Below are 12,392 nucleotides of genomic sequence, written 5' to 3'. Positions count from 1 at the left end.
AGCTAATAGCTTAAGGTTGCTGCGAACCGGAATAGTTCAAGGTGCTTCGCTATGAGCGGCTCAAATGAAGCGACAACTTCTGGCTCGGGCTCGATCTCTACGATCGCCCGAGCCGCAAGCGTAGGAAGATACTCGCCAGATGTTGCGTAGGCGGCAAGAGAAGCAGCACCATGCAACGCAGCATCCTCTGAAACAGTGACGTGAATGTTGCGATTGGTCACGCTGGCCAAGATACGCATCCACGGAACCGATCGGGCACCACCGCCTGTTGCTGGCAAAATTCCACCAGGCTTGATGTCATGAGCCAAGGTCATACAAATGTCCTCGATAACAGCGGTGTAAAGAGTAAGCGGATCCTGGTTACCACGCATACCTAGGATGCAACCGCCAACGCTGTGGCTGCGAACGGGAAAGCTTTCGCCTTGGATGGATGGCAACGATAACAACCCTGTGGCGAGACGTGGGCGCTGTAACATGAGTGCGTCGGCATCCTTCGCGCTTACTCCAGGCAGAAGAACTGAACGCGCCCAGTCGGCTGTGCCACCCACGCTGAGTACTGAGGCTATACGTAGAATCCCGCCGTCAGGCAGCGCAAACTGTCTCACCTCTGAAGGATCGGACACTGTAGACACCACCCGAGCATGCCACCCAGACGTGCCAAGTGATACGAAGTCGTCTCCTGCTCCTAATCCCACGATTCCACAGGTGGTTGAGGCAGCATCGCCGAGTGAAAGAACCACTTTGGTGCCGGCAGGTAGCCCCAGGCAATTATCGGCACCCACGGTATCTAAATACCCGCTTGCAATAGTGGGCAGCATGTCCATGCGCAATCCACAGGCTTTAACAATGTCATCTGACCAGCAGCGATGGTGAATATCGAAAAGACCGGTGCTCGACGCAGTGGTTTCGTCGCACACCAGACCACATCCGAGTTGACTCACCACAAAGGACGCCGGTGAAAACAACACCGAGGCAACATCTGATACATCCGATTGCTCCATTAGCCGCAACCACATTGCCGCCGTCGACGTGGCAGTTTGTCGATTCCCCGTAATGTCTTTCCATTCAGGTACCATTGTGTTCAGTCGTGCTGCTTCAGCGGCAGCGCGAGCGTCGTTGTAAAGAAGCGCCTGACCACGGGGTCTGCCTGCGTGATCCAAACAAATGAGATCTTGCATTTGACCAGTAAAACTGACTACGGAGTAGCTGCGTGGCAACCGAGTGACTGCTTGACGCGCCGCTGAAACCCACTGCATGGGGTCTTGTTCCACGCCGCCATTGGGAAGTTTGGTGGTGGAGTAGGGCACGAATGTTTGTTCATGCACAGCTCCAGCTGAATCGATGATGGCAGCTTTTGCTCCGGAAGTTCCAAGGTCAATGGCAAGAATCATAAAAATAATGCGCTTCCTACTCGAACAGAAGTGGCACCTTCTTCAATGGCCCACTCGAAATCGCCCGACATACCCATGGATAGTTCACCGTGGGGAAGGAGGGCGTCGCGAAGCTCTCTTAGTTCGCCAAACGACGCTCTGACAACACGCTCGTCGGGATCGTTGCGGGCCATCGTCATAAAGCCGCGCACATGTAGATGTGAAAACTGCGTTAGGTCTGTCAAGAACTGCTCGGCTTCACGCGGGGCAATGCCACCTTTTTGTTCCTCATGAGAGGTATTTACCTGCACGAATACATCCAACTGGTGGTCAAGCCGTTGATCCAGTGCCTGCGCTAGCCGCAGCGAATCCAATGCATGAAACTCTTGCGCGTAGCGAACAATATCTTTTACCTTATTACGCTGTAGCCGACCAATAGCACACCAATAGGCGTTGGGGATCGCCTGCGCTTTCTCTACCAACTCTTGGGGCCTATTTTCGCCGAACACCGTCACTCCCGCGTCCATGGCTTCCTGAACTGCCTCAACTGGATGGTTTTTACTCACTGCGATAAGGCGAATATCGCTGGGCTGACGCCCAGAACGTCGCGCTGCTGAAGCGATTTTTTCAGAAACGATCTGGTAGCGGGTGCGAAAATCGGACATGAATCCTACGATACACATATGAACACACGGACTTCGCGCTATCTGGGCCTGACAATTCACGAGCACATCGTTGGGCATATCTTTGCCAGAGAACTTGTCCCCGATGGTGGGGAAGACTGGCCAGCGATGGTGTATTTCCAAGGCGGCCCAGGATTTGGGGCACCGCGGCCACAATCGATCGACGGAGTGATCGGGCAAGCACTAAAAACTCACCGCGTAATTTTGCTTGATCAGCGAGGCACTGGTCGCTCGCAGCCTATCGACGTACCCCTCGCACAGCTGCGTCAAGAATATATTGTGCACGATGCAGAGGAATTGCGAAAAGCCTTGGGCATTGAGAAGTGGTCCCTCTACGGACAAAGCTTTGGCGGTTTTTGTATCACTGCCTATCAATCTATGTACCCAGAATCGGTCACCGAGGCTTATATCACCGGTGGGTTACCCAGCCTTGACCGCCACGTGGATGACGTCTATCGAGCAACCTTTAGCAAGTTGTTGTACCGGCACCGCCTGTTTTATACCCAGTTCCCGTGGGTAGAAGATAAGATCCGCGAGGTATGTCACCACCTTGATGTTTCCGAGGAATTGTTGCCCACAGGGGAGCGGTTGTCGTCGAGACGCCTGCGCACCATTGGTATCGATCTTGGTCGCAGTAGTGGTTTCTACTCGCTGGCCTATTTATTCGAAGATCCCTTTGTGAACATCCACGGCGAAAAACGCCTTCGCCCCGAATTCCTCGTGGACGTGGGACAGCGCGTCAGCTTTGCAGGCGCACCGTTGTATGCCGCAATCCACGAGTCAATCTACGGTGGAATCGGTGGAACAACCACTAATTGGTCGGCACATCGTATCCGCGAAGAATTCCCCGGGTGCGAAGAAAACGCAGATCCAAGATCCGCAGAACCTTTCTATCTCACGGGCGAGCACATCTTCCCTTGGCAGTTTGACGAAGACCCAGCCCTGCACCCCTACAAGGCTGCCGCTGAGCAGCTTGCCACTACTCAATGGGAGCATTCTCCTTATGATGCCGAGGTGCTAAAGGAACAAGCTTCGGTAACAGCTGCGTGCGTGTATCTCGAAGATGCCTTTGTTCCCTTTGAACTATCTATGGACACCGCACACACATATCGCGACCTACGTCTTCACGTAACTAACCGCTTCCAGCATGACGGAATCCGATGGAATGGTGCTGGAATTTTAAGCACGTTACGCGACAAGGTTTTAGACCACTAGGTGTTAAAGTATCACCCATGAACAAAGTGGTTCTTAGCGGCGCAGAACGCCAAGAGTTCGAGGAACTGGTGGAGCTGTTTCATGTAGAGCGCACCGAAGAGCATCTGTTAGATGATTCGGTGCTGCTGTACATCACGTCTTCTTAGAGGCTGGGAATCGCCTCGATGAGTGCCTTTGTGTACTCGTGCTGAGGATTGTTAAACACGTCCTCAGTGGCACCGTATTCTACGATTTTTCCTTCTCGCATGACCGCGACGGTGGTGCAAAGAGAACGCACTACGTGCAGGTCATGCGAGACAAAAAGCATGGTGAGCTGGCGTTCGCTGACCAATCGGTCGAGGAGTGCAAGAACTCTGGCGCGTACGGAAACATCGAGCGCTGAGACGGGTTCGTCGGCAAGCAAGATGTCGGGGGAGGACACAAGCGCACGCGCAATGGAAATACGCTGGCGCTGACCACCGGAAAACTCATGAGGCAAACGATTCATCATGTCTGCATCGAGCCCCACTTCTTCGAGCGCACGTTCAACCGCCTTGAGATCCCGATGCCCTAGTGGCTCGGATACGATGTCGGCGATGGACATGTGGGGGTCGAGGGATTGCATGGGGTCTTGGAAGACAATGCGCATAGATCCCTCAGCGTTAATGTGTCCGCTGGTAGGAGAGCTAAGCCCTGAGATCATTTTCAGCAGGGTGGTTTTTCCGGAGCCGGAGCCACCAACGATTCCGAGGCGTTCGCCACGGTGAACTGTAAGGGTCACATCTTCGACCGCTGTGGTGCCGCGATACTTTTTGGTCACGTTGTCGATGTGTAGCACCTCGTCGCTACTAAGCGGTACCTGGGGTGCAGGAGCTAGTGTCGATGCTTGGACGAGCATGGCGGTGTAGTCTTCACGCGGGTTTTTCAATACGTCTTCAACCGTGCCCGATTCAATAATGCGCCCCTCGCGCATGACGAGTACGCGTTCACAGGTGCGTGCCACAAGACCCAGGTCGTGGGTGATAAATAGCAATCCGGTGCCGCGTTCGGCGACGAGTCGCAAAATAAGATCCACGATTGCTTTTTGAGAAGTCACATCCAAGGCTGTGGTGGGCTCGTCGCAAATGAGCAAATCAGGATCGTGGGCGAGTGCCATCGCAATGAGTACGCGTTGGCGTTGACCGCCGGAAAGCTCGTGTGGGTAGCGCGACCGCAGCTCAGGATCAAGTTCAACACTGTGCAGCAAAGAGTCAGCCTTTTTGCGGGCTTGAGCACGAGATACCGAGGAATGAATCCTGATGGCGTGACTGATCTGAGTCCCCACTTTCATCAGCGGATCGAGCGCCGTCATGGGTTCTTGAAACACCATGGAGATGCGCTTTCCACGCAGGACACACATTTGTTTTTCGCTGAGGCCTTGGATGTTAGTACCATCGAATACGATACTGCCGCTTGAGGGAATTAATCGCAGGATAGACATCGCGGTGATGGTTTTACCTGAGCCAGATTCCCCGATCAGACCGACGCGCTCACCGCGTTCGATAGACAGAGATAGGGCTTCGACAACGTCCATGATCTGAACGTTGGACATGTTCAGCAAGGTCATGAGTTGCGTCTCCTTGTGCGGGGATCGATGAGGTCACGTAGGCCGTCGCCAAGCAAATTGAATCCGAGAACCGTTAAGGCGATAGCCATGCCAGGAAAGACTGCAAGTAGCGGGGCAGTAGCCAGCGACGACTGCGCCGACTGCAGCATGCGCCCCCAGCTAGGATCCGGTGGGGGAGTACCGAGGCCGAGGAAGCTAAGACCAGCCTCAGCCAAAATAGCCAGTGCAAAGGCAACAGAAGCCTGCACGATAACCACGCCCATGATGTTGGGCAACACGTGGCGACGCGCAATGGTCAACCAGCCTTGTTCGGCGTTTCGGGCGGCCAGAATGTAATCCTGCGACATGACCTGCATAGTCGCCGCCCGTGACATCCGCGCGAAGGTGGGAACACTAGCAACACCAATGGCAGCCATCGCGGTGACGGAGCTTGCGCCAAACATCGCGGTAGCAACAACCGCCATGAGTAGCCCTGGAAAAGCCAGCAAAATGTCGGAAAAACGCATGATGATGGTATCAACCAGGCCACGACGCATGCCTGCCCACATGCCGAGCGGCGTCCCAATGAGTGAGGCGACGGTCACAGCAACCACGCCGACGAGCAGCGTGATTCGCGATCCCACCATAATCTGAGAAAACACGTCGCGGCCGTAGCGGTCAGTGCCTAAAAGATGGCGTATCGACGGGCCCTGTAGACGGTCATCGGCGATCACATGCAGGGGGTCGTAAGGTGTCCAGACCAAGGACACGAGGGCGAGAACTGCTACGGCGATCACAATCGATGCACCGATTTTTCCGCCTATAGAAAGATGACGCATTTCTTATGCCTCCCGACGAATACGCGGATCGATGATCACATACAACAGGTCCACGATCGCATTGATAACTACAGCGATAACCACCAAGAGCATCACAATCGTTTGAACCGTAGGAAGGTCACGATTGCTAACCGCAGACAACAGCATGGAACCCAAACCAGGAATGACAAAAACCTTTTCAATAACCACTGCGCCGACCAACAAGGTGGCAAGCTGCACACCCGTAACTGTAAGTACTGGCAGTGCTGCGTTGCGTACGCCGTGACGTCGTAACGCCTGACCCATGCTGAGCCCTTGGGCGCGTGCGGTACGCATGAAATCGGCGTTCATAACTTCCAACGCCGCCGATCGCACATAGCGGCTCATAATCGCAGCCTGCACGATACCCAGCGAAAACACCGGAAGAATCAGGCGAGACACAAACCCAGAAAAATCAGAAGACGGAACAACCCAACCATTCGCGGGGAACCAACCAAGGTGTACCGAAAACACCGTGATTAGCAAGATCGCAGCCAAAAAACTAGGGATCGCAATACCGATCTGGCCAAGTGCGGCAATAAAGACGCCATCTGCCTTATCAACACGGCGAGCGGCCCACAAGCCTAGTGGTACAGCGAGACACAAAGCCGTGGTCATACCCAAACCGACCAAGATCAGGCTGACCATGAGCTTGTCGACCACCTCCGTAGAAATATCCGTAGAGCTCAATAGCGAGGAACCAAAATCACCGCGGAGCATATCGCCCACCCACGAAAAATATTGCTCGACAATGGGTCGATCCAAGCCCATCGACGCACTTAACTGTGCCACTGCTTCCGGAGTAGCTGTGACGCCTAACGCCACCTCGGCAGGATTGCCCGGTACGATCCGAAGCGCAAAAAAGATCAGAATGCTAGCAGCGATCAGTGTGGTTACGTACTTCACCGCACCGCGTAAAAGAGTAAGAAGCATGAGCGGCTAGTCCTCCGAGCGGGAAATGTTAGACACAACGAGGCCATCAGCGACCAAGTTTGTGGGAACTCCAGAAACATCAGGTTGAGTGACCACGATATTAGGAAGGTTGAACAGGGTATCTGCACCTGCTTGTTCCATGATTCGGTTGACTACCTTTTTCATTGTAGGTACATAGGAGTCTGCGTCACCGGAGTCAGCCTGAGCTAAAAGTTCTCGAACTTGTTCATCATCAAAACCCAAGTAGTAATCGGGGTTGCCAAACAAGTTTGGAATATCGCGAGCCTCAACGTGCGCCACAACGGACATGTCATAATCCTTGGCTTTATAAACTTTGGATAGCCAGACGGAAGGGAATTCCGTGGATTCCAAGCGAACATCGAAGCCGATGTCGCGTAGCTGAGAAAGTACAATTTCCGACGCCGAATTTGCGTAGGGCAGTGACGGTACCGAAATCGTAATCGGGGTACCTACTGCACCAGCTTCGCGCATAAGCTCGCGAGCCTTTTCTAGATCATATGGGTACCGATTCATTTCTTGGTACCACGGATCTGTAGGAGGAACCGGCTGGCCACCGGTGTCAGTTCCGTAGCCCTCCCACGTGGTGTTAATGATGTCTTGGCGGTTTACTCCATACATGACTGCTTGGCGAACGCGAACGTCATTAAAGGGTGCACGGTTGTTATTCATACTGAGCACCACTTCGCCATTAGTGGAACCAACATGAACTTTCAGGTCACCACGAGAAGTTATCGACTCTAAAAGCTCAGGATTTTGCAGACCAATCGCTGCATCAATATCACCCGACCGCACGGCATTTGTTAGTGCGATGGCATCCCCAAAATAGCGGAACACTACGCGGTCATTGCGTGTTTGTTCCCCCCAATAATCAGGGCGTGCAGCTAACGATAGGGAAGTGCCAACTGCCCATTTATCTACAATGTAGGGGCCAGTGCCTACTGGTTTCGTTGCTAGCTCAGACACACCGTTGGGAGTCATCATCGCGCCAACGAGCGTTCCCATGGACCACAGCCACGTATTGGAACGATCCTTCAACGTCACTTTTAATGTGTGGTGGTCGATGGCTTCGGTGCTTTCCACCTTGGCCATTTGTTTTTTCAATCCGTTCGTCCATGCGTCGGATTTAACGGCGTCGATGGAAAACTTTGCGGTTTCTGCTGTGAAAGCATCTCCATTGGAGAACGTCACGCCGTCGCGAAGCCGGAAAATATACTCCTTGCCATCAGGCGAGACAGTCCAGTTCTGTGCCAACCACGGGACGATGGTGCCGTCTTGTTGGATTCGCACCAAGCCTTCGTACACGTTGCCCATGAGTGCTTGGGGGATTGCTGCGCCCGACACTGTGGTGAAGTCGAGAGAAGCAGGTGGTGCCGTTAGTCCGAGGGACACAGCCTTGGCAGAAGTAGAGATGTGACGTGTTTGAGATGAAGTCGATCCGGCCGAGCATCCGCTCAGCCCTACAATGCCGGCTAGCGCCAGTGTTGCCACCGCGTTCCGGGAGAAGGAAGTCATAAAAACACAGGGTAGCCGGTGGTGTGTTCGGGGTTGAAACTGCACTGAACGTGATCTTAGGCTGATCCCTAAATCGGGGGAGAGTTGGTATTTATATGTCTGAAAACCAAGCAGAAATGGGTATCGTACGCAACGTTTTATTAGGGTTTTTATCATGTCCGACCCAATAGTTGCAGAACCTGTTTCTGCCAAAAGACCTTTTTTAGGTCTTAAAACAGACCCGTTCATTTTCCTTAGTTCACTTGGATTCGTGATCCTTTTCGTAGTGGCCACGATCCTTCTTGGCGAAAAAGCCAGCAGCGCCTTCACCACCATTGCACAAGGCCTGCTCAAAAACACCGGTTGGCTTTATATCGGCGGTGTGAGCTTCATGTTCATCTTCCTCATCGCAATTTTTATTTCCCGCTACGGGCGCTTGCGTCTAGGCGATGACGACGACGAACCAGAGCACGGCCTCATCGCATGGTTCTGCATGCTATTCGCAGGCGGCATCGGCGCCGTGCTGATGTTCTGGGGAGTCGCGGAGCCACTCAACCACTCCGTCAACGTTCCACAGCAAGATGCCGAGCCGATGAGCGAACAAGCCATCACTGAGGCATTTGCTTACACCTTCTACCACTTCGGTATCCACATGTGGGCGATTGTCGCCCTGCCAGGTTTGGCACTGGGATACTTCATTTATAAGCGTAAGCTGCCGCCACGTGTGAGCTCTGTATTTGCCCCGATCCTAGGATCGCGAATCTACTCACTGCCTGGCAAGCTTATCGACGCCCTCTCGATCATCGCCACCACCTTCGGTATCGCCGTTTCGATTGGATTAGGCGTATTGCAGATCAACTCTGGCCTGAAACGCTTGTGGGGAGTACCCGAGGTGAGCTGGGTTCAGCTCACCATCATTTTGGTCATCACCGTTATCGCTTGCATCTCCGTGGCCTCCGGTTTGGAAAAAGGCATCAAGCTGCTGTCCAACATCAATATCGGACTCGCAGTGCTACTAATGATCTTTGTGCTGGTCACTGGCCCAACGCTGACGCTTTTGCGTTTTACCACCGAAGCTTTCGGCATTTACGCTGACTGGCTGCCAAGCCTCATGTTCTGGACCGACTCCTATGGCGACAACCCAGACTGGCAGGGTAAATGGACCGTGTTCTACTGGGCGTGGACGATCTGCTGGTCACCCTACGTGGGCATGTTTGTGGCTCGCATCTCTCGCGGTCGTACAGTCCGCGAATATATCGGTGGCGTGTTGGCACTGCCTGCGATTTTCTCCGTTATCTGGTTCGCCATTTTTGGCCGTGCAGGTATCGAAATTGAGCTCAACAGCCCAGGCAAGCTCACCGGCCCTATTGTCCACGACGGCGATGTGCCATTCGCACTCTTTGGCTTCTTCCATGAGTATCCTCTGTCAGGACTAGTTTCCGCGCTCGCACTCCTTGTGGTGGTTATCTTCTTTATCACCTCCATCGACTCTGCCGGAATGGTCAATGACATGTTCTCCACTGGCGAAGAAGAAGTTTCACCAGTCGGCTACCGTGTGCTGTGGGTCGTAGCAATCGGTGCCGTCGCTGGTGCACTGCTCATCATTTCTCCGAACTCTGGCATCGCTACCTTGCAGGAAGTCGTCATCATCGTGGCGTTCCCGTTCTTCATTACACAATTCGTCATGATGTACTCCCTAATCAAGGGCATGACCGACGACTCGGCTGCAGAACGACGCATCCAAACCCGCCAGTGGCAAAAGACTGACACTGCCGAAAAATTGGAAGTTCACGAAGCCATGCCAGCACCAGGCTACGATCTCGAAGGCAACGAACTTCCTGTAGTCGCCCTAGCTCACGACGAAGACGGCAACATCGTCATTCCTGGCAACGTGGTCATCGAAGGCGACCTTGGTGTGGTTGGCGACATGGTGGAAGAGGAAGAAGAACCAAGCTTTAAGATCGTGGAACAAACACGACCTAAGACACAAGAAGACTGGTAATTTCCACAGCCCGCATGGTGTCCTCCCACGAAGTGGATAACAAAGACACCATGAGCTCATCAGCCCCACAATGGCGCTGAAACTTGGTGAGGTAGTCACGTACTACCTCACCATTTCCGATTGCGGTGTATTTCAGCATCTGGTCAATGCGCTGAGCTGCGACGGTATTCATCAAAATGTGGAGTTGGTCGTCGCTGAGATTTCTCCCCGCACGAAGACGATGCCGTTTCACTTCCTCCAACTGTTCCTGCGCCTGCGATACCGTGTCTGCAGCAACGACATTGACCGCTGCAATCACATATGGTGCATCCAGCTCTTGGGAGGGAACAAAGTTGTCTCGGTATGCACGAATAGCTGCATCAAGATGCGTCGGAGCAAAGTGGGAAGCAAAACCAAAAGGCAACCCAAGTTTTGCCGCCAGATGTGCGCCGAAGAGTGAGGAACCCAAAATATAGAGTGGGACGTTTGTTCCTGCGCCGGGGATCGCAGCAATGCTGGATGTGCCGTTGAGGTACTGATACAGCTCAACTACGTCTTCAGGGAAAGATTGTGCGGCGTGCGGGGAGCGTCGTAACGCTTGGGCTAGGGTGGTGTGATCCGTTCCGGGTGCGCGACCTAAGCCAAGATCGATGCGGCCTGGGTAAAGCTCTGCGAGCGTGCCGAATTGCTCAGCGATGGTGTAGGGGGAGTGGTTGGGGAGCATGACTCCGCCAGCGCCGAGTCGGATCGTAGATGTGTGAGCTCCCACGTGCGAGATAAGCACTGCGGGGGCGGAGGAAGAAATCGTAGGCATGTTGTGGTGCTCGGCGTACCACACGCGCGAAAAACCCGCCGCCTCAGCTTGCTGTGCGAGGGAGACGGAGCGTTGGAAGCTGTCGCGTGGACGCTCGCCTTGGTAGATTGTGGCGAAGTCGATGAGCGACAGCTTCATGGGGGGATCCTAACTCTTGTAAGCGAGGGCCTTATCAATGCTCAGACCGAGAACGAAGCCGATCAAAGCGGGCCAGATCCAGGACAAGCTGTTGTCGTGGAATGGGGCCCAAGCAAGGGTATCGCTTGCGATAACTGTAATTGCAGACCACAGCGTAACAGCCCATGCAGGAAGGCGGAAGCCCCAGAACAGGTTCAGGTTCTTCACAAGCATTTCGATGACTGTGATGGCGACGAGGGTGATCGCGATGGGGTAGATGAAGGTGATGACAGGTGCTGCCACTGCGAGGACCTTGGCCAGACCCAAGCTGCCGACCGCGAAGGATACGAGGGCGAAGATGAACAGCCAGCCCTTGTAGGAAATGCCCGGGATGAGGCGGTTGAAGAATTCGCTTGTCGACGCCAGCAAGCCGACTGCGGTGGTCATGCATGCGAGCAACACGATCAGGCCGAAAATGACTTGACCTGGGGTTCCCATGGTTTGCTGTGATGCGGAAGAAAGCAGTGCCGCACCATCTGCGAAACCTTGACCGTTCGGAATGATGTGGCCCATGTAGCCCAAGCCGAGGTAGATAATGCCGAGCAGACCTGCGGCGATCAGTGATGCCTTGACGGCTGCGCCAATAACTTGGCGCTCGTTGTTTCCGCCTTGGTAGCGCAGGGAGGAGATCACCAAGATACCGAAGACCAGTGCCGCGATGGAGTCCATGGTCATATAGCCTTCGAGCAGGCCGCTGGTTAGTGGGGCTTGTCGGTAGGAATCGGTGGCAGGTGCTGCGGTTCCATCGAGCTTGAATACTGCCAAGGTGACCAAGATGACCAGCAGGATCAGCAGCGCAGGGGTGAGAATTTTGCCCAGCTTATCGACGATTCCCGTTGGGTTAAGCGACAACAGTAACGCCACGGTGAAGAACAGTGCATTGAATCCTACTGAGGCTACTGTGGATGGCTCCGACATCACTGGTTGGATAACCGTGGAGTAGCTCACTGCACCTGTACGTGGGATGGCGTAAAACGCGCCGATGGACAGGTATGCGATGACTGCGAAGGACAAATTGAACCATGAGCCGGCGCGGGAGCCGAGATCACGGATGTCGTTTCCGGACAGTGTCATGGCAACAATGGTGATTGCTGGCAACGCGACACCACCGAGGAGGAATCCGATGATAGCGGGGGTGAAGTTTTCTCCAGAGTTAGCGCCAAGCACTGGTGGGAAAATCAGGTTTCCGGCGCCAAAGAACATGGAGAACAGCATGAGTGCGGTGGCGATGATTGCGCCACCGGACAGCTTCTTCTCAGAGGTGGGAGAGGCCATGGTTATTCACA

11 protein-coding genes are annotated in these 12,392 nt (G+C 54.0%); 3 read left to right on the top strand and 8 right to left on the bottom strand.

The window, feature by feature from the left end:
* Window positions 1–2: 2 nt before the first annotated feature.
* The gene (locus tag ABMV07_RS09755) at window positions 3–1,391 is read right to left on the bottom strand and encodes an FGGY family carbohydrate kinase (protein ID WP_374064546.1); all 1,389 of its coding nucleotides are present in this window, start codon (window positions 1,389–1,391) and stop codon (window positions 3–5) included.
* Window positions 1,388–2,053, bottom strand: a complete 666-nt coding sequence (locus ABMV07_RS09750; protein ID WP_088267220.1) for a YggS family pyridoxal phosphate-dependent enzyme — start codon at window positions 2,051–2,053, stop codon at window positions 1,388–1,390. The genes ABMV07_RS09755 and ABMV07_RS09750 overlap by 4 nt, the downstream gene beginning before the upstream one ends.
* Between ABMV07_RS09750 and ABMV07_RS09745 the strand changes: the two genes are divergently transcribed.
* Both ABMV07_RS09745 and ABMV07_RS09740 read left to right on the top strand, forming a co-directional pair.
* Window positions 2,054–3,268 (top strand): alpha/beta fold hydrolase, encoded by a 1,215-nt coding sequence (locus ABMV07_RS09745; protein ID WP_088267219.1) that lies wholly within the window; start codon window positions 2,054–2,056, stop codon window positions 3,266–3,268.
* 17 nt (window positions 3,269–3,285) lie between these two features.
* Window positions 3,286–3,414: a hypothetical protein gene (locus ABMV07_RS09740; RefSeq protein ID WP_003852383.1), complete on the top strand. Its 129-nt coding sequence runs from the start codon at window positions 3,286–3,288 to the stop codon at window positions 3,412–3,414.
* On the opposite strand, the gene ABMV07_RS09735 is transcribed toward ABMV07_RS09740, so the two are convergent.
* From ABMV07_RS09735 to ABMV07_RS09720, 4 genes are read right to left on the bottom strand one after another with little or no spacing between them, the layout of a single operon-like run.
* A complete protein-coding gene (locus tag ABMV07_RS09735) occupies window positions 3,411–4,853 on the bottom strand; it encodes an ATP-binding cassette domain-containing protein (RefSeq protein ID WP_196977328.1) in 1,443 nt (480 codons plus the stop codon). The genes ABMV07_RS09740 and ABMV07_RS09735 overlap by 4 nt on opposite strands.
* Window positions 4,850–5,671 carry an ABC transporter permease gene (locus ABMV07_RS09730; RefSeq protein WP_374064545.1) on the bottom strand — a complete coding sequence of 274 codons (822 nt, stop codon included), beginning with the start codon at window positions 5,669–5,671 and terminating at the stop codon, window positions 4,850–4,852. Before ABMV07_RS09730 ends, ABMV07_RS09735 begins: the two co-directional genes overlap by 4 nt.
* 3 nt (window positions 5,672–5,674) lie before the next feature.
* Window positions 5,675–6,622, bottom strand: a complete 948-nt coding sequence (locus ABMV07_RS09725) for an ABC transporter permease (RefSeq protein WP_197688782.1) — start codon at window positions 6,620–6,622, stop codon at window positions 5,675–5,677.
* A 6-nt stretch (window positions 6,623–6,628) separates the two neighbouring features.
* Window positions 6,629–8,155, bottom strand: coding sequence for an ABC transporter substrate-binding protein (locus tag ABMV07_RS09720; protein WP_374064544.1), 1,527 nt, complete (start codon window positions 8,153–8,155; stop codon window positions 6,629–6,631).
* A gap of 154 nt (window positions 8,156–8,309) precedes the next feature.
* Between ABMV07_RS09720 and ABMV07_RS09715 the strand changes: the two genes are divergently transcribed.
* On the top strand, window positions 8,310–10,136 hold the full coding sequence (locus ABMV07_RS09715; protein WP_088267214.1) for a BCCT family transporter: 1,827 nt from the start codon (window positions 8,310–8,312) through the stop codon (window positions 10,134–10,136).
* Here the strand turns inward: ABMV07_RS09715 and ABMV07_RS09710 are convergent.
* Complete coding sequence (locus ABMV07_RS09710) at window positions 10,114–11,067, bottom strand: LLM class flavin-dependent oxidoreductase (RefSeq protein ID WP_197695908.1); 954 nt, start codon at window positions 11,065–11,067, stop codon at window positions 10,114–10,116. The genes ABMV07_RS09715 and ABMV07_RS09710 overlap by 23 nt on opposite strands.
* Window positions 11,068–11,076: 9 nt before the next feature.
* A complete protein-coding gene (brnQ, locus tag ABMV07_RS09705; protein ID WP_374064542.1) occupies window positions 11,077–12,381 on the bottom strand; it encodes a branched-chain amino acid transport system II carrier protein in 1,305 nt (434 codons plus the stop codon).
* Window positions 12,382–12,392 lie beyond the last annotated feature (11 nt).

It is taken from the genome of Corynebacterium belfantii (assembly GCF_041898185.1).
Classification (GTDB): domain Bacteria; phylum Actinomycetota; class Actinomycetes; order Mycobacteriales; family Mycobacteriaceae; genus Corynebacterium; species Corynebacterium belfantii.
This window is presented reverse-complemented; position numbering and strand designations above follow the sequence as displayed.